14 protein-coding genes and 1 tRNA gene are annotated in these 16,677 nt (G+C 68.7%); 9 read left to right on the forward strand and 6 right to left on the reverse strand.

From position 1 onward, the window contains the following. The first annotated feature begins 1 nt into the window (after position 1). Complete coding sequence (locus ASF44_RS14275; protein ID WP_235579223.1) at positions 2-1,432, forward strand: efflux transporter outer membrane subunit; 1,431 nt, start codon at positions 2-4, stop codon at positions 1,430-1,432. A gap of 9 nt (positions 1,433-1,441) precedes the next feature. Here the strand turns inward: ASF44_RS14275 and ASF44_RS31790 are convergent, their stop codons facing one another. Both ASF44_RS31790 and ASF44_RS14285 read right to left on the reverse strand, forming a co-directional pair. Then, entirely contained in the window at positions 1,442-3,163 is a 1,722-nt protein-coding gene (locus tag ASF44_RS31790) for a tannase/feruloyl esterase family alpha/beta hydrolase (protein ID WP_056899898.1), read from the reverse strand. A 137-nt stretch (positions 3,164-3,300) separates the two neighbouring features. After that, positions 3,301-4,953: a hypothetical protein gene (locus tag ASF44_RS14285; protein WP_056899899.1), complete on the reverse strand. Its 1,653-nt coding sequence runs from the start codon at positions 4,951-4,953 to the stop codon at positions 3,301-3,303. 94 nt (positions 4,954-5,047) lie between these two features. On the opposite strand from ASF44_RS14285, the gene ASF44_RS14290 reads away from it, so the two are divergent. The 3 genes from ASF44_RS14290 to ASF44_RS14300 all read left to right on the forward strand — a co-directional run bounded on the left by ASF44_RS14290 (position 5,048) and on the right by ASF44_RS14300 (position 9,382). Further along, positions 5,048-5,581, forward strand: coding sequence for a GAF domain-containing protein (locus ASF44_RS14290; RefSeq protein ID WP_056899900.1), 534 nt, complete (start codon positions 5,048-5,050; stop codon positions 5,579-5,581). 268 nt (positions 5,582-5,849) lie between these two features. Then, the gene (locus tag ASF44_RS14295) at positions 5,850-7,829 is read left to right on the forward strand and encodes a PhoX family phosphatase (protein ID WP_056899901.1); all 1,980 of its coding nucleotides are present in this window, start codon (positions 5,850-5,852) and stop codon (positions 7,827-7,829) included. A gap of 104 nt (positions 7,830-7,933) precedes the next feature. Further along, entirely contained in the window at positions 7,934-9,382 is a 1,449-nt protein-coding gene (locus ASF44_RS14300) for a formimidoylglutamate deiminase (protein WP_056899902.1), read from the forward strand. A gap of 79 nt (positions 9,383-9,461) precedes the next feature. Here ASF44_RS14300 and ASF44_RS14305 read toward each other — a convergent pair. Further along, positions 9,462-9,538 (reverse strand) — tRNA-Pro (locus ASF44_RS14305). Positions 9,539-9,554: 16 nt separating this feature from the next. Next, positions 9,555-10,538 carry a polyprenyl synthetase family protein gene (locus tag ASF44_RS14310; protein ID WP_056899903.1) on the reverse strand — a complete coding sequence of 328 codons (984 nt, stop codon included), beginning with the start codon at positions 10,536-10,538 and terminating at the stop codon, positions 9,555-9,557. 179 nt (positions 10,539-10,717) lie between these two features. On the opposite strand from ASF44_RS14310, the gene rplU reads away from it, so the two are divergent. The 4 genes from rplU (at position 10,718) to proB (ending at position 13,608) form a co-directional block, all read left to right on the forward strand. Next, entirely contained in the window at positions 10,718-11,029 is a 312-nt protein-coding gene (gene rplU / locus ASF44_RS14315; RefSeq protein WP_056181609.1) for a 50S ribosomal protein L21, read from the forward strand. Positions 11,030-11,040: 11 nt separating this feature from the next. After that, positions 11,041-11,301 (forward strand): 50S ribosomal protein L27, encoded by a 261-nt coding sequence (rpmA, locus tag ASF44_RS14320; RefSeq protein WP_056657108.1) that lies wholly within the window; start codon positions 11,041-11,043, stop codon positions 11,299-11,301. 77 nt (positions 11,302-11,378) lie between these two features. Beyond that, positions 11,379-12,449 (forward strand): Obg family GTPase CgtA, encoded by a 1,071-nt coding sequence (cgtA, locus tag ASF44_RS14325; RefSeq protein ID WP_056899904.1) that lies wholly within the window; start codon positions 11,379-11,381, stop codon positions 12,447-12,449. A 10-nt stretch (positions 12,450-12,459) separates the two neighbouring features. Beyond that, a complete protein-coding gene (gene proB, locus ASF44_RS14330) occupies positions 12,460-13,608 on the forward strand; it encodes a glutamate 5-kinase (protein WP_056899905.1) in 1,149 nt (382 codons plus the stop codon). A gap of 1 nt (position 13,609) precedes the next feature. Here proB and ASF44_RS14335 read toward each other — a convergent pair whose 3' ends face one another. Both ASF44_RS14335 and ASF44_RS14340 read right to left on the reverse strand, forming a co-directional pair. Then, positions 13,610-14,131, reverse strand: coding sequence for a CNP1-like family protein (locus tag ASF44_RS14335; protein ID WP_056899906.1), 522 nt, complete (start codon positions 14,129-14,131; stop codon positions 13,610-13,612). Next, the gene (locus tag ASF44_RS14340; protein WP_056899907.1) at positions 14,118-14,771 is read right to left on the reverse strand and encodes an RNA pyrophosphohydrolase; all 654 of its coding nucleotides are present in this window, start codon (positions 14,769-14,771) and stop codon (positions 14,118-14,120) included. Before ASF44_RS14340 ends, ASF44_RS14335 begins: the two co-directional genes overlap by 14 nt. Positions 14,772-14,880: 109 nt before the next feature. Here ASF44_RS14340 and ASF44_RS14345 point away from each other — a divergent pair, with 109 nt between their 5' ends. Next, entirely contained in the window at positions 14,881-16,632 is a 1,752-nt protein-coding gene (locus ASF44_RS14345; RefSeq protein ID WP_056899908.1) for a proline--tRNA ligase, read from the forward strand. Positions 16,633-16,677 lie beyond the last annotated feature (45 nt).

Raw genomic sequence — 16,677 nt, forward strand, 5'->3', positions numbered from 1 at the left:
GATGATTCCCCGCCGCCTCGTTCTCCTCGCACTGCCCGCCGTGCTGGCCGGTTGCGCGGTCGGCCCGCGCTACGCAAGGCCGGACACGGCCATGGCCACTGCCTTCAAGGAGGCGCCGGCCGCCGATGGCTGGGTGCCGGCCCAGCCCGGCGACGCGCTGGACCGCGGCGACTGGTGGACGCGCTTCGGCGATCCGCAGCTGGATGCGCTGGCCGCGCGCGTGCAGGTGTCCAACCAGAACATCGCCGCGGCCGTGGCCAACTACGCCCAGGCCCAGGCCCTGGTGCGCGAGCAGCAGGCCGCCCTGCTGCCCACGCTGTCGCTGGGGGGCAGCGCCCGGCGCAGCGGCCCCGTGCGCGGCGGTGGCGCCAGCGGATCGAGCCGCTCCTACGCGGCCAGCGTGGCTGCCGACTGGTCGCCCGACCTCTGGGGCCGGCTCGGCGAGGCCGTCAACAGCGCCCAGGCCAATGCCCAGGCCAGTGCGGCCGATTTGGCCTCGGCGCGGCTGTCGTCCATCGGTTCGGTGGCGGCCAACTACCTGGCGCTGCGCGAGGCCGATGCCGAGATCGGGCTGCTGGACGAGACCATCGCGGGCTACGAGCGCGCGCTGGCGATCACGCGCAACCGCTACGACGCCGGCATCGCCGCGCAGACCGACGTGCTGCAGGCCCAGACCCAGCTGCTCGGCGCCCAGGCCGAGCGCGTGGCGCTGCGGCGTTCGCGCGCGACCTACGAGCACGCCATCGCGGTGCTGGTCGGCGTGACGCCGGCGGAGTTCGCCATCGCGCCCGCGGCCTGGCGCCCGGTGGTGCCGGCCGTGCCAACGGGCGTGCCCTCGCTGCTGCTGCAGCGCCGTCCCGACATCGCGGGCGCCGAGCGCGTGGTGGCGCGGGCCAACGCGCAGATCGGCATCGCGCGCGCGGCCTACTACCCCAGCATCGCCTTGTCGGGCAGCGTCGGCGGCAGTGCCAGCCGCGTGGGCGATCTGTTCAGCGCCTCCAGCCTGCTCTGGGCGCTGGGCGTGTCGGTGGCGCAGACCGTCTTCGACGGTGGCGCGCGCGACGCCGCCACCGACGCGGCGCTGGCGGCCCATGCATCCAGCGTGGCGAGCTACCGCCAGACCGTGCTGTCGGCCTTCCAGGACGTGGAGGACCAACTGAGCGCCACGGCCGCGCTGGCCGAGCAGGAGGGCCTGCGCCGCGACGCCTCGCAGGCGGCAGACCGCACCGAGCAGCAGATGCTGAACCGCTACCGCGCGGGCCAGGTCGGCTACAGCGAGGTGGTCAACGCCCAGGCCTCGGCGCTCAACGCGCGGCGCACGCTGGCGCAGGTGCAGCTGGCGCGGCAGACGGCGGCGGTGTCGCTGATCCAGGCCTTGGGCGGGGGGTGGGAGGCGGACTGGCTGCGCGCGCAGGAGCCGGCCCGCCCCTGAGCCGGGTGCCTACGGCGCGGCGCAGGCGTAGCTCTGCGCCAGGTTCACGTCGCCCGTGCCCTTGTAGCGCGGCCAGGTGGGGTAGTCGCACAGCGGGCGCGTGCGGCCGGGCACGCCGGCCGTGTCGGCCACGGTCTGGGCGGGTGGCGCGGTGCCGCGCTCGACCCAGTTCTCCAGCGTGGTCAGCGAGTCCCAGGCGGCGTTGAACACGCTGCTGACGGCGTGGCCGTAGCCGGGGATCTCGTAGTAGCGCATGAAGCTGTCCACCGTGGTCGCGCCCATCGTGGTGCGCACGCGTGCCCAGTACTGCTGCGTGGCGCGTGTGCTGACCAGCGCGTCGTGCGAGCCATGCGCCATCAGGATCTTGCCGCCCCTGGCGCGGAAGGCCGACAGGTCGGTCTTGTTCGCATCCTGCACGCCGGTCAGCGCGACGATCCGGCTTTGCCATGCGCCGGGGGCCTGCGGGTCCAGCGTCAGCGAATTGAAGCCGGCGTTGCGCGTGACGAAGTACTTCACCCACTGGTCCCAGAACGTGCTGCCGTAGGGCGGGCTGGTGGTGGCCGTCACGGCCGGCATGGGGTTGGCCGGCTGCTCGGTGCCCAGCGACAGCGTCAGCACCGTGGGCTGCAGCGGGCTGCTGCCGGGGTTGCCGAAGTCCGTGCCCCAGGTGTTGAAGCCGGGGTAGGTGGTCTCTCCACTGGCCATCGCATAGGGCAGCACCAGCGGTGTGTTGAAGGTGTCGAACGAGGCGATCTGCGCGTCCGACAGGCAGCTGTCACCCAGGCTGGCACCGCCCGCGCACCGCAAGGGCGTGCCGTTCAACGTGGCATTGGCCAGCACGAAGCCGGCATTGCAGGCGGGCACGTTGCTGATGAGCCCGTCGCTGACGCCGTCCAGCCTGTCGCAGGCGGCCAGCGCGGCGTCGTAGACCAGCTTGCGCTGGGCCCGGCTCGGGTAGGCGCCCGGCTGGGCCAGCTGGCGCGTGATGCGGCCGAACTGCAGGTCGAGCGCGGCGGCGTTCCAGGCCGGGTACAGCACGATGGCGCCGTCGAAGTCCTGCGGCCAGTTGCTGACCGCCAGCAGCGCCTCGCGCCCGCCCGTGGAGCCGCCCGCGAAGTAGGTGCGCGCGGGCGCCGCCGCGTAGCGCGCGCGGATGATGGCCTTGGCCACGTCCAGCGTCTTCTTGAGCGCGTCGCCGGCGAAGTTGTTGAGCGCCTCGTCGTTCGCGCCGAAGCGGCCATCGCGGCTGCCATCGGCGTTGGCCTGGTGGCCCGAGTCGCTGCCGAAGGTGGCATAGCCGCGGCCGAGCGGGACGGGCTGGTCGGCCGGGCCTGCCGGCACGTTGCCCAGGCCGGTGGCAATGGTGCCGTTGTAGCCGCCGCCGCCGAACATCATGGCCTTGCGGTTCCAGGTGGTGGGCAGGTTGAGCTGGAACAGGATCCTGGGGGCCGTGCTGTCCACCGGCTGGATGCTGCCCAGCACCTTGCAGTATTCGCCCACGGCGGCGGTGCCGCTGCCGGCTGCCGGCACGACCGTCGTGCTGGTGACGGTGGCGCCCGTCGTCGGCAGGCCGATGGCGCTGGCGGCCACGGCCATGCCGTTCAGATCGGCGCAGGCCTTGGGTTGGGGGTCGTCGTCCGAGTTGCAGGCGGCCAGGCTGGCCAGAACCACCAATGAAGCCAGCAGCGAAGCCGGTGCCCGGCCCCGCTGGGGCCATGTCGTGCGTGTCATTGTTTGTCTCCGATGGATGTTGGAACCACCTCTCCTGCGCGGTGCGGGAGGCTGCGCCGCCCGACTCGCACAAGCCGTCCGCAGCACGGGCCCGGACCAGGCGGATGCTAGCGCCTGGCAGCCCTGCGCGCCCGCCTTCAGGAAGGCGTGTCGCGCCGCCACACCGCGGCGAACGCCAGGCACTTCTGCCACACCGTGGCCCGCTCGTCCGACAGCACGTCCAGGAAGTCCGACAGCTTCTTGGACTTGGCCATGGTGTAGACCGTCAGCACGGTGGTCAGCACGAAGGTGATGGCGAAGATGGCCAGCCGCCGCTCCAGCGGCGCATCGGCCTCGGCCAGCAGGTTCATGCCGAGGAAGCCCGTGGTCACGGTGCCGATCAGGCCGAAGATGGTCACCACCGTGAGCCGCACCACGGTGTTGGCCTGGCGGCGCAGGCTGTCGCTCTCCAGGTACTGGGCCATGTCGGCGATGCGTTCCTTGACCTCGCAGTAGGTGGCGTCCAGCTTGAGGTGGCTGGCGCACATGCCCCACAGCGCGCGCACCAGCGCCTGCTCGGAGATCTCGTGGAACCAGTAGCGGTGCGTGAAGCGCAGGAAGCCCTCGAAGCTCGCGCGGATCGCGCGCTTGAAGCGCCGCACGCTGTCGGCGCTGCCCACGTCCAGGTCGCGCAGCGCCTCGACCAGCTTGTCCGAGTACATCAGCAGCGCGGCCTTCTGGAAGTGCGCGATCAGGAACAGCAGGAAGTGCTGGTGCCGGAACTGCGCCAGCACGCCGCGGTCGCGGCAGCCGTAGAGCACCGAGTCGGCCCGGCCCACGACCACCAGCGAATGGCCGTTGCACAGGTAGCGCGTGTCGGGCGCGGCGCCGCCCGCACCCCAGAAGCGGTCGTAGCAGAAGCGCTGCTCGAAGTCGGCGAGGTGGTCGTCGGCGAAGGGCAGGGCGCGCTTGTCGCCCGAACCGGTGACAAGGCCCAGGCGCACGAAGTCGGCGCGCGAGAGCGCGCGCGGGTCGTTCAGCGCGAGGTAGGCCATGAGCGGCATGCGGTAGTACTCGATCTGGCGGTAGCGCAGCGCGCCGCTCTGGTCGGAGTAGTCGGGCACCAGCGGCTCCAGCATGGCGGCCCAATGGGTGGCGATGCGCGGCGCGCGGTGCTCGGCCACGTGTTCGAGGAAGGCGTCGCGCTGGTGGGCGTCGGAGCGGACCAGCACCTGGCCCTGGGCGTCGAGCCATTCGGCATCGGCCAGGCAGTGCAGCGGGTGGCCGTGGGCGTCCCAGCCCGGCGGATAGCCGCGGCCGAAGCGGTACAGCAGTTCCTGGGCCTGCTCGAGCGACAGGTCGTCCCCACTGACCTCCAAATTGAACAGGACCAGGTCCACGTCCAGGAAGAAGTACAGGTCGGCATGGACGATGGACAGCACGATGGGCGCGTCGCCCGGCCGCGGCGTGAGGCGCACGGCCGCGATGTCGTGGCGCCGGAACACGCGCATCGGCGAGCCGTGCCGGGTGGCGCCGCCCGTGCGGCCGTGGCGGCCTTCGCCATACAGGAAGCGCTGCACGTAGGGCAGGAAGGTGACGAACTCGTTGTAGTGCCGTTCGTGGAAGCGGCAGGTGTCGCCCGTGTACTCGTCCACCTCCTCGTGCCAGGGCGAGCCGGCCAGCAGCTCCCATGGCTTGGCGCCGGCCGATGCAGGCAGCGGCATGAGCCGCAGCGGCCACAGCAACACCTGGTGGAAGCGGCGGACCCGGGTGGGATCGGCGGCGCTGGAGACGGATTCCGAGGGCGTCATGGGGCGGGCGGCAGGCGGCGGATGCGGCCAGTGTAGGTGGGGTGCGCTGCAATAATCCGCCCGTCCGTCCTTTCCCACCGACCAGGAGTCCGCCATGCGAGCGCCCGCACTTCCTGTCACCGAAGCCCAGCGCATCGCCACGTTGCGCGGGCTGCTGATCCTCGACACCGAGCCCGAGGCGCGCTTCGACCTGATCACGGCCTATGCCGCGTCGGAATTCAAGGTGCCGATCGCGCTGGTGAGCCTGGTGGACAGCAACCGCCAGTGGTTCAAGTCCTGTGTGGGCATGGCGCCCGGCGAGAGCCCGCGCGAAGAGAGCTTCTGCGGGCACGCCATCCTGGAGCCGGGCATCTTCGAGATCCAAGACGCGCGTGCCGATGCACGCTTTGCCGACAACCCGTCGGTGCTGGGCGATCCCTGGGTGCGCTTTTATGCCGGCTGCCCGCTCGTGATGGACAACGGCGAGTCGGTCGGCACGCTGTGCCTGGTGGACCGCAGGCCGCGCCGGCTCAGTGCCTGGGAGCGCAGCCAGCTGGAGATGCTGGGCAAGATGGTGGCGGCCGAGCTGCAGGGCGTGTCGGCCAGCACGGTGGAGGGCCGGCCCCACATCCCGGCCTTCTACGCCTGAACGGGCGGCGCAGCTTCCCTTCTCGGCCATCCGCCTGCAGGGCGGCCGCAACGGCGCAGCGCCGCTGGGCACTTGGCGCTGCGGGTCGTCGCAGGGCGAGCGCGTGCCGCGCGAACAGGCCCGCAGGTCATGTGGGCTTCACGCCGTTGTCATCTGCGCTTTCGACCATCGCGGCCGCAAGCCAGTCCACGCCAGCGAAATACACCATGCACAAAGCATGGCGGGAAGCGTCTTGTTCCTCATTCCATCCACAGGACACCGCACCCCGATGAGCGCTATCGACCAAGAAGACATCCCCACCAACACGAGTGCCAACGCGCACTTCAACGAACTCGTCGAGCAGGTGCGCTCGCGCCGTGGCTTCCTGAAGACCGGCCTGGCCATGGGGGCCGTGGGCTTCTTCGGCGCCGGCCTGACCGCATGCGGTGGCGGCGACGACAACGGCGACGACGAGGTGATGCTGGGCTTCGCCGCCGTGGCCGCTTCCACCGGCGATGAGATCGTCGTGCCGGCCGGCTACAAGCACGCGGTGTTCTGCCGCTGGGGCGATCCGCTGTTCGCCAACTCGCCGGCCTGGAAGCCGGACGCCACGAACACGGCCGCCGACCAGGCGCTGCAGTTCGGCGACAACCACGACGGCATGCACTTCTTCCCGCTGGGCAACGACAGCAGCACCGAAGGCCTGCTCGTGATGAACCACGAGTACATCAACCCCGAGTTCTTCTACACCGCGGCCGAGCAGTCCGGCGCGACGCCGTGGTCGCTGGAGCAGGTGCGCAAGGCGCAGAACGCGCACGGCGTGTCCGTCGCCCATGTGCGCCTGGTGGGCGGCAACTGGCAGGTGGTGATCCCATCGCAGTACAACCGCCGCATCCACATGAACACGCCGATGCAGCTGACCGGCCCCGTGCGTGGCCATGCGCTGGTGCGCACCAGTGCCGACCCGGCCGGCGAGATGTCGCTGGGCACGGTCAACAACTGCGGCAACGGCTACACCATGTGGGGCACCTACCTCACCTGCGAGGAGAACTTCAACGGCTACTTCGGCACCGTGGGCGCCACCGACACGCGCAATGCCAACATGCGCCGCTACGGCCTGTCGGCAAGTGGTTCGGGTTACCGCTGGCACGAGGAGGACGACCGCTTCGACTACGCGAAGGAGCCGAACGAGGCCAACCGCCTGGGCTGGATCGTCGAGATCGACCCGTTCGACGCATCGTCCACGCCCAAGAAGCGCACGGCGCTGGGCCGCATCAAGCACGAGAACGCCGCCCAGACGCTGGCCGCCGACAAGCGCGTGGTGGTCTACATGGGCGACGACCAGGCCAACGACTACGTCTACAAGTTCGTCTCCGACGGCAAGTACGACGCCGCCAACGCGCGCGGCAATGCGAACCTGCTGGAGTGGGGCACGCTGTACGTGGCCAAGTTCGGCGCGGGCGCCACCATCGGCGACATGATGGGCACGGGCGAGTGGATCGCGCTGGTGCCTTCCACGCCCATCGCCGGCGGCAGCACGCTGGGCGCCAAGTACGGTGACCTGGGCGGCATCCTGGTCAACACCCGCCTGGCCGCCGACGACGTGGGCGCGACCAAGATGGACCGCCCGGAATGGGTCACCGTGCACCCGGACACGGGCGAGGCCTACCTCACGCTGACCAACAACAGCAGCCGCGGCACGGTGGACGAGGCCAACCCGCGCACCAGCAACATCTACGGCCAGATCATCCGCTGGCGCGAGACCGGCAAGGACGCCGCCGCGCTGAGCTTCGAGTGGGACCTGTTCGTGCTGGCCGGCAACCCGGCGCACACGGCCGGCGGGCTGCAGGCCGGCTCCAGCAACATCAACGCGAACAACCTGTTCAACAGCCCCGACGGCCTGGCCTTCGACGCCGACGGCCGGCTGTGGATCCAGACCGACGGCAACTTCTCCAACGTGGGCAACTACGCCGGCATGGGCAACAACCAGATGCTGGTGGCCGATCCCGTGACCAAGGAGATCCGCCGCTTTCTGGTCGGCCCCTCCGGCTGCGAGATCACGGGCATCACCTGGACGCCGGACCAGAAGTACGTGTTCATCAATGTGCAGCACCCGGGCGAGTACGGCAGCCATCCGCGCAAGCCGTCGGTCGACCCCACGGTCGATCCGCTGGCCTTCTCGCGCTGGCCCGACAACGGCGCCGGCGGCCGCCCGCGGCCGGCCACGGTCGTGGTCTGGAAGGACGACGGCGGCAAGGTCGGCACCTGAGTCGTTGACCTGGATCAGGAAGGCCCCGGTGCTGCAAGGCGCCGGGGCCTTTCTCGCATGGGCCGGATGCAGAATGCGCAAAACCTGAGCAAAGGGACAGGCGCATGACGCACGAGGTGAAGCGGTTCCTGGCGGGCCGCGCATGGATCCAGGGGACCTGGGCGCGCGATGTGGTGTTGACGGTGGCGGCCGATGGTTGCTGGCTCAACGTGCTGCCCCATGCCAGTGCGGAGCAGCAGCGCGGCGCGGTGCGGCTGGGCGGCCCCGTCCTGCCCGGCATGGTCAACGCGCACAGCCACGCGTTCCAGCGGGCCATGGCCGGGCTGACGGAGCGTCGGCGCCAGGGCACGGCCGCCGGGGTGGACGACTTCTGGACCTGGCGCGAGCGCATGTACAGCGTGGCGCGGCGCATCACGCCCGAGCAGCTCGAGGCCGTGGCCAGCCTGCTGTATGCCGAGCTGCTGCAAGGCGGCTACACGCAGGTCTGCGAGTTCCACTACCTGCACGGCGCGCCCGATGGCGAGCCGCCAGGCGCGCCGCTGGAGATGGCCATGGCGCTCGTGCGCGCGGCGCAGCGCGTGGGCATCGGCCTCACGCTGCTGCCCACGCTGTACATGCGTGCCGGCTTCGGCGCAGACGCGCTGGGCGAGGCGCAGCGCCGCTTCGCCTCCACGCCGGACAGCGTGCTGCGCACGGTGGAAGCCGTGGCGCGCCTGGCCGTGGATCCGGAGACCCACAAGACGAGCCCCGGCGCCTTGCTGGGCGCGGGCGTGGCCGTGCATTCGCTGCGCGCCGTCGACGGCGTGGCCCTGCAGGAGGTGGCTGCGCATGCGCGCAAGGTGTCGCTGCCCGTGCACATCCACGCGGCCGAGCAGACGCAGGAGGTGGAGGACTGCATCGCCCACACCGGCCTGCGTCCGGTGGAATGGCTGTTGCAGCACGCCGCCATGGATGCGCGCTGGAACCTGGTGCATGCGACGCACGCCACCCAGGCGGAGCTGCAAGGCGTGCGCAAGGCCGGTGCGTCGGTCGTGCTGTGCCCCAGCACCGAGGCCGATCTGGGCGATGGCGTGTTCGACCTGCCGGGCTACATGGCGCTGGGCGGTCGCTGGGCGGTCGGTTCGGACAGCCAAGTCTCGCGCCAGTGGACGACCGAGCTGCGCCTGCTGGAATACACGCAGCGCGCCCTGCTGCGACAGCGCAACGTGGCGGCGAGCGCTGCAGGTCGCGACAGCACGGCCGCGGCCTTGTTCGAGGCGGCGATCGCCGGCGGCCGCGCCGCGACCGGCCAACGCATCGGCGCCATCCAGTCCGGCCACCGGGCCGACTTCGTGGTGCTGGACGGCCAGTCGCCGGCCCTGTTGGGCATCCCGCCCGACCATGTGCTGGACGCCATGGTGTTCTCGTCGCCCTCGCCGCGCCTGTGTGACGTGTTTGTCGCGGGGCAGGCGGTCGTGTCGCAGGGCAGGGTGGTGGGCAACGCGTCGACCGCGCCGCTGGGGCCGCAGCTGGGTTCGGCGTTCAGCGCAGCCATGGCTGAACTGTGGCGTTGAGCGGCGCCAGAAACCGAGCAGCGCCAGAAACAACAAAGGCCGCTTGCGCGGCCTCTACTGTTCATGACAATGACTTGGCTGGTCGGGGTGAGAGGATTCGAACCTCCGGCCTCTACGTCCCGAACGTAGCGCTCTACCAGGCTAAGCTACACCCCGATTTGCAACCCGCGTCTTACGACCGGCGCTGCAACAGCTGAGCCGCTAATTGTAGCAAAGCTTCTGTGTTGGTATTTTGCGACAGCTGGGAGATGGCCTTGATCGCGCGCTGCGCCTCTGCCGCCGCGGCTTCTCGGGTGACTTCCAATGCGCCCGTTTCGCGCACGATGGCAATGATTTCGTCGATGTTGTCGACAGCACCGTTCTCGATGGCGACACGGATGGTGTCGCGCTGGGCCGGCGTGCCGCGCCGCATGGCGGCGATCAAGGGCAGCGTGCACTTGCCTTCTCGCAGGTCATCGCCGAGGTTCTTGCCCATTTCGGCCGGTGTGCCGTCATAGTCCAGCACGTCGTCGATGACCTGGAAGGCCGTGCCGAGCGCCTGCCCGTAATCGGCGCAGGCGCGCTCGATCTCCGGCGTGCTGCCAGCCAGGATGGCGGCGATGCGGGCGCTGGCCTCGAACAGCTTGGCGGTCTTGGAGCGGATCACCCGCAGGTAGCCATCTTCGTCCAGCGAGGCGTCGTGCATGTTCACGAGTTGCATCACCTCGCCTTCGGCGATCACGTTGGTCGCCTCGGCCAGGGTCTGCATGATGCGCATGTCCTCGACCTCTACCATCATCTGGAAGGCGCGCGAGTACAGGAAATCGCCCACCAGAACGCTGGCCGGGTTGCCGAATGCCTCGTTGGCCGTGGCGCGGCCGCGCCGCAGCGTCGAGTCGTCGACCACGTCGTCGTGCAGCAAGGTGGCGGTGTGGATGAACTCCACCACCGCCGCCAGCGTGAAGCGCTGAGGCGAGCGCTGGCCGAGGGCGCCGCACATCAGCAGCAGCAGGGCAGGGCGCAACCGCTTGCCGCCTGCGGAGATGATGTACTGCGCAACCTGGCCGACAAGGGGCACATCGGAAGAGAGGCGCTTGGCGATCAGTCGATCGACTTCGCGCATGTCATCGGCGATCAGCGCGACCGCCTCTGCGGTGCTGGAGGTGTGGACGGACAAAGGTGTGACCCAGGGTAATTGCGGCGGATTATAGGAACCCGGTCCCGGCTCGGCCCCGGCCGGCGCCCTGCAGGGCTTGTCTGCTGTCCCGAACTGCTATACTCGCGGGCTTCGCGGAAATTCGTCCGCCGAAGGCTCACCCTCTAGAGCTTAGGTAGAGGGCTCAACAGAGGTTTCACATGTACGCGGTCATAAAAACCGGTGGCAAGCAGTATCGCGTTGCTTCCGGCGAAAAAATTAAAGTAGAACAGATTGCTGCGGATGTAGGCCAAGAGATCGTGATCGACCAGGTTCTCGCCGTTGGCAACGGCAGCGAGATCAAGGTGGGCACGCCCTTGGTATCCGGCGCAACCGTCACGGCAACCGTCGTGGCGCATGGCAAGCACGACAAGGTCCACATCTTCAAGATGCGCCGTCGCAAGCACTATCAGAAACGTCAAGGCCATCGCCAGCAGTTCACCGAACTGCAAATCGGCGCGATCGCCGGTTAAGGGAATAGGTCATGGCACAGAAAAAAGGCGGCGGCTCTACACGCAACGGGCGCGATTCCAAGCCCAAGATGCTGGGCGTGAAGGCCTTCGGTGGTGAGCTGGTCAGCGCCGGTTCCATCATCGTGCGCCAGCGCGGCACGCGTTTCCATGCTGGCGGCAACGTCGGCGTCGGCAAGGACCACACCTTGTTCGCCCTGGTCGACGGCCACGTGTCGTTCGCCGTCAAGGGTTCGATGAACAAGCACACGGTCTTCATCACGCCGGCAGCCTGAGGACTTCGGTCCTCCGGAACCAAGCCCCGCTTGTCGGGGCTTTGTCGTTTTGGTCTCTTTAACTTGCGAGGTGGAGCATGAAATTTGTCGATGAAGCCACGATCGATGTCGCATCGGGCGACGGTGGCAACGGCTGTGTTTCGTTCCGCCACGAGAAGTACAAGGAGTTCGGCGGCCCCAACGGTGGCGACGGTGGCCGCGGCGGCCACGTCTATGCGGTGGCCGATCCGAACCTCAACACCCTGGTGGACTACCGCTACACGCGGCGCCACGAAGCCAAGCGTGGCGAGCACGGCATGGGCTCGGACATGTTCGGCGCTGCCGGCGCCGACATCACGCTGCGCATGCCGGTGGGCACCATCATCAGCGACGCCGAGACCGGCGAGCAGTTGTTCGAGCTGCTGGTGCCGGGCGAGGTCATCACCATCGCCAAGGGCGGCGACGGCGGGTTCGGCAACATGCGCTTCAAGAGCGCGATCAACCGCGCGCCGCGCCAGAAGACGCCCGGTTGGCCTGGCGAGAAGAAGGCCCTGAAGCTGGAGCTCAAGGTCCTCGCCGATGTCGGCCTGCTGGGCATGCCGAACGCAGGCAAGTCCACGTTGATCACGGCGGTGTCGAACGCACGGCCGCGCATCGCCGACTACCCCTTCACGACGCTGCATCCCAACCTGGGTGTGGTGCGCGTCGGCCCAGAGCAAAGCTTCGTGGTCGCCGACCTGCCCGGGCTGATCGAAGGCGCTTCGGATGGTGCCGGGCTGGGCCACCTGTTCCTGCGCCACCTGCAGCGCACGCGGCTGCTGCTGCACGTCATCGACATGGCCCCTTTCGACGAGAGCGTGGACCCGGTCGTGCAGGCGCGTGCCATCGTCAACGAGCTCAAGAAGTACGACGCCACGCTGCACGGCAAGCCACGCTGGCTGGTGCTCAACAAGCTGGACATGGTGCCGGCCGAGGAGCGCGGCGCCAAGGTGAAGGACTTCGTGCGCCGGCTGCGCTTCAAGGGCCCGGTGTTCGAGATCTCTGCGCTCACGCGCGAGGGCTGCGAAACGCTGGTGCAGTCCGTGTTCCAGCACATCCATGCAGAGAAGTCGGCCGAGAACCAGCCTGTCGAGGTCGATCCGCGCTTTTCCGAGTCTTCCGATTCCTGATCTTGCTGCCATGACGACACCTGCCAACTCGACCCTTTTGCGCGACGCGCGGCGCATCGTCGTCAAGGTCGGCTCCAGCCTGGTGACCAACGAGGGGCGGGGCCTGGACGAGACGGCCATCGGCGAGTGGTCGCGCCAGCTGGCAGCCCTGGTGCGCGGCGATGGGATGCGCGGGCGCGAACTGGTCATGGTGTCCAGTGGTGCGATTGCCGAGGGCATGAAGCGCCTGGGCTGGACCACGCGCCCACGCGAAGTGCACGAACTGCAGGCTGCGGCCGCCGTCGGGCAGATGGGCCTGGCGCAGATGTACGAAAGCAAGCTGCGCGAGAACGGGCTGGGCAGCGCCCAGGTTCTGCTCACGCATGCCGACCTGGCCGACCGCGAGCGCTACCTGAATGCGCGCTCGACGCTGCTCACGCTTCTGCAGCACGGCGTGGTGCCGGTGATCAACGAGAACGACACCGTGGTCAACGACGAGATCAAGTTCGGCGACAACGACACCCTGGGTGCCCTGGTCGCGAACCTCGTCGAGGCCGACGTGCTCGTGATCCTGACCGACCAGCGTGGCCTGTATTCGGCCGATCCGCGCAAGGACCCGGCCGCGCGCTTCATCGACGAGGCGCAGGCTGGCGATACGGAGCTCGAGGCCATGGCTGGCGGCGCCGGCTCCAGCATCGGCCGCGGCGGCATGATCACGAAGATCCTCGCCGCCAAACGCGCGGCGGGCTCCGGCGCGTCGACCGTGATCGCCTGGGGCCGCGAGCCCGATGTGCTGCTGCGTCTGGCGCGGGGCGAAGCGATCGGCACCTTGCTGGTGGCGCAGACGCAGAAGATGCAGGCGCGCAAGCAGTGGATGGCCGACCACCTGCAGCTGCGCGGCGCCGTGGTGGTCGATGACGGTGCGGCGCGCAAGCTGCGCGGCGAGGGAAAGAGCCTGCTGCCCATCGGCATGACCGCGGTGGAGGGCGAGTTCTCGCGTGGCGACGTGATCGCCATCCGCGACAGCCAGGGCCAGACCATCGCCCGCGGGCTGGCGAACTACGCCAGCGCCGAGGCCAGACTGCTATGCCGCAAGCCGTCCAGCGAGTTCGAGGCCTTGCTCGGCTACACGGCCGAGCACGAGATGGTCCACCGCGACAACCTGGTGCTGAGCCGCTGAATCACGAAGGGTAGACGGTCTCGCCCGGAGACTTCAGTCGCCGAACGATCTCGCGGGTGGAGCTGGGTGCGGCGCGGCTGTCGCAGCCCCCCTGGCGTGCGAAGGCCAGCGGATGCTTGATGCGCGTGGACTCCCAGAGCGACTTCCATTCCGGCGTGCCGACTGCTGTCCATTTGTCGACGTTGTAGCGCGCATAGAGCTTGTACTCGCCGGTGCTGCAGCGCACGCCCTCGTACATGGCCGTCATGGCGCCGCTGCTGCTGCGCGCCACCATCACATAGCGCACCACGCCATCCTTGCCGATCTGCAGCGTCGACGGGTCGATTCCGTAGCGCAGCCCGCCCTGTGCATCGACGGTCACGTCCACGAGCTTGCCCAGATCGAACGCCGGCGGCGCAGGCACATCGTTCTCGACCCATGCGGGTTCGTCCGGAACGTTGTTGTTCTGCTGAGCCAGTGCCGATGCCGCGCCCAGGATGCCGACCGCGAGCCAGGCCGACAGGCGGCCACTACGAAGAAACATGGTTGTTGTGTGGAGCGGCACCAAGCCGCTCGTTGGTTTGGGGGTCGGGTTCGAAACTGCCGCCCGGCGGCAGCTCGAACTGCTGCGCCGGCGTGTCGCGGCGCATGTCCTGCATCTCGCCTTCGCGCGCGCGCATGCTGGAGCGCAGGTAGCGGTTGCGGTGGTCGTGGCGGGGCAGGTAGCGCGCCAATTCTGTCAGCGCCATTTCATAGACGCCGCGTTTGAACTCCACCACCACATCCAGCGGAACCCAGTAGTCGTTCCAGCGCCAGGCGTCGAACTCCGGGTGGTTGGTCGCACGCAGGTTCAAGTCCCAGTCGTGGCCCACCAGCTGCAGCAGATACCAGATCTGCTTTTGTCCCTTGTAATGGCCGCGCGCATCGCGGCGGATGAAGCGGTCCGGCACCTCGTAGCGCAACCAGTCGCGCGTGCGCGCAACGACCCGCACATGCTCCGGACGCAAACCCACTTCTTCGTGAAGTTCACGGAACATGGCCTGCTCTGGCGACTCGCCCCGGTCAATGCCCCCTTGAGGGAACTGCCATGAGTGGGTGCGAATGCGCTTGCCCCAGAACACCTGGTTCTTCTGGTTGAGCAGGACGATGCCGACGTTGGGCCTGAAGCCTTCCCGGTCAAGCATAATCAAACCCCAATTTTTTAACTGAAACCATTATGCACAGCGTGCCCTGTGTATCAAGCGGCGACCTGCCCGCGACGGTTTCGGGTCTTCCCTGTACACCCCCGCCGACATGAAAGCGTCCCAGTTCCTGATCTCCACACTCAAGGAAGCGCCTGCCGATGCCGAGGTCGTCAGCCACCAGCTGATGACCCGCGCCGGCATGGTCAAGAAGCTCGGCGCGGGCATCTACACCTACATGCCCATGGGCCTGCGTGTGATCCGCAAGGTCGAGGCCATCGTGCGCGAGGAGATGAACCGCGCCGGCGCCGTCGAGATGACCATGCCCGTGGTCCAGCCCGCCGAGCTGTGGCAGGAAACCGGCCGCTTCGAGAAGATGGGGCCGGAGCTGCTGCGCATCCAGGACCGGCATGAACGCAACTTCGTGGTGCAGCCGACCAGTGAAGAGGTGGTGACCGACATCGCGCGCCAGGAGCTGCGCAGCTACAAGCAGTTGCCCAAGAACTTCTACCAGATCCAGACCAAGTTCCGCGACGAGCGCCGTCCGCGCTTCGGCCTCATGCGCGGACGCGAGTTCACGATGAAGGACGCCTACAGCTTCGACCGCGACCAGCCGTCCGCCAAGCTGAGCTACCAGGTCATGGCGCAGGCCTACCGCCGCATCTTCGACCGTTTTGGCCTGCGCTACCGCGCGGTGGCGGCAGACAGCGGCGCCATCGGCGGCGATATGTCCGAAGAATTCCAGGTGATCGCCGCGACCGGCGAGGACGCCATCGTCTACTGCCCGGACAGCGAGTACGCCGCCAACATGGAGAAGGCCGAGGCGCTGGCACCGACGCAGGCCCGCGTTGCCGCGACCCAGGCCATGGCCAAGACGCCCACGCCCGGCAAGGCGACCTGCGCGGACGTGGCGGAGTTCCTGGGCGTGCCGCTGGCCACGACCGTCAAGTCGCTGGTGCTGGCCACCGAGACCGCCGGCGCCGATGGCGCCACCGTGGTGCGCGTCTGGCTGTTGCTGCTGCGCGGCGACCACGGCATGAACGAGGTCAAGGTCGGAAAGCTGGCGGGCATGGAGCAGGGTTTCCGCTTTGCCACGCTGGCCGAGATCGACGCGCATTTCGGCTGCCAGCCGGGCTACCTGGGCCCGGTCGGCATGCGCAAGCCGGTGACCGTGGTGGCCGACCGCGAGGTGGCCGTGCTGCACGACTGGATCTGCGGCGCCAACGCGCCCGACTTCCACATGACCGGCGTGAACTGGGGCCGCGACCTGCCCGAGCCCGACCTCGTGGCCGACCTGCGCAACGTGGTGGCCGGCGATCCGTCGCCGGACGGCAAGGGCGCGCTGGCCATCGAGCGCGGCATCGAGGTGGGCCACGTGTTCTACCTGGGCACCAAGTACAGCCGCGCCATGAACGCGACGTTCCTGGCCGAAGACGGCAAGCCGCAGTTCCTGGAGATGGGCTGCTACGGCATCGGCATCACGCGCCTGCCGGCGGCGGCCATCGAGCAGAACCACGATGCGCGCGGCATCATCTGGCCCGACGCGATCGCGCCGTTCACGGTGGCGGTCTGCCCGATCAGCCCGGACCGCAGCCCCGCCGTCAAGGAAGCCGCCGAAGCCCTGTACCAGGAACTGCTGGCCGCGGGCATCGACGTGATCCTGGACGACCGTGGCGAGCGCCCCGGCGCGATGTTCGCCGACTGGGAGCTGATCGGCGTGCCGCACCGCGTGGTGATCGGCGACAAGGCACTCAAGGATGGCCAGGTCGAGTACCAGCACCGGCGTGACGCGTCCGCAACGCGCGTGGCTTCCGCAGAGATTGGCGCGTTCGTAAAATCGCGCCTTTCTCCTGCAGCCGCCTGAGTTGAAGCCTGTTGCATCTCATCAATCGCTGGGTCTTTCGCGCCG

Source organism: Pseudorhodoferax sp. Leaf274 (assembly GCF_001422445.1).
Taxonomy (GTDB): Bacteria; Pseudomonadota; Gammaproteobacteria; order Burkholderiales; family Burkholderiaceae_C; genus Pseudorhodoferax.

Coding starts and splice junctions, on each gene's coding strand:
- ASF44_RS14345 (WP_056899908.1), top strand. CDS start 14,881: ATGAAAGCGTCCCAGTTCCTGATCTCCACACTCAAGGAAGCGCCTGCC.
- cgtA (WP_056899904.1), top strand. CDS start 11,379: ATGAAATTTGTCGATGAAGCCACGATCGATGTCGCATCGGGCGACGGT.
- rplU (WP_056181609.1), top strand. CDS start 10,718: ATGTACGCGGTCATAAAAACCGGTGGCAAGCAGTATCGCGTTGCTTCC.
- ASF44_RS14295 (WP_056899901.1), top strand. CDS start 5,850: ATGAGCGCTATCGACCAAGAAGACATCCCCACCAACACGAGTGCCAAC.
- proB (WP_056899905.1), top strand. CDS start 12,460: ATGACGACACCTGCCAACTCGACCCTTTTGCGCGACGCGCGGCGCATC.
- ASF44_RS14290 (WP_056899900.1), top strand. CDS start 5,048: ATGCGAGCGCCCGCACTTCCTGTCACCGAAGCCCAGCGCATCGCCACG.
- ASF44_RS31790 (WP_056899898.1), bottom strand. CDS start 3,163: ATGACACGCACGACATGGCCCCAGCGGGGCCGGGCACCGGCTTCGCTG.
- ASF44_RS14335 (WP_056899906.1), bottom strand. CDS start 14,131: ATGTTTCTTCGTAGTGGCCGCCTGTCGGCCTGGCTCGCGGTCGGCATC.
- ASF44_RS14275 (WP_235579223.1), top strand. CDS start 2: ATGATTCCCCGCCGCCTCGTTCTCCTCGCACTGCCCGCCGTGCTGGCC.
- ASF44_RS14285 (WP_056899899.1), bottom strand. CDS start 4,953: ATGACGCCCTCGGAATCCGTCTCCAGCGCCGCCGATCCCACCCGGGTC.
- ASF44_RS14340 (WP_056899907.1), bottom strand. CDS start 14,771: ATGCTTGACCGGGAAGGCTTCAGGCCCAACGTCGGCATCGTCCTGCTC.
- ASF44_RS14300 (WP_056899902.1), top strand. CDS start 7,934: ATGACGCACGAGGTGAAGCGGTTCCTGGCGGGCCGCGCATGGATCCAG.
- rpmA (WP_056657108.1), top strand. CDS start 11,041: ATGGCACAGAAAAAAGGCGGCGGCTCTACACGCAACGGGCGCGATTCC.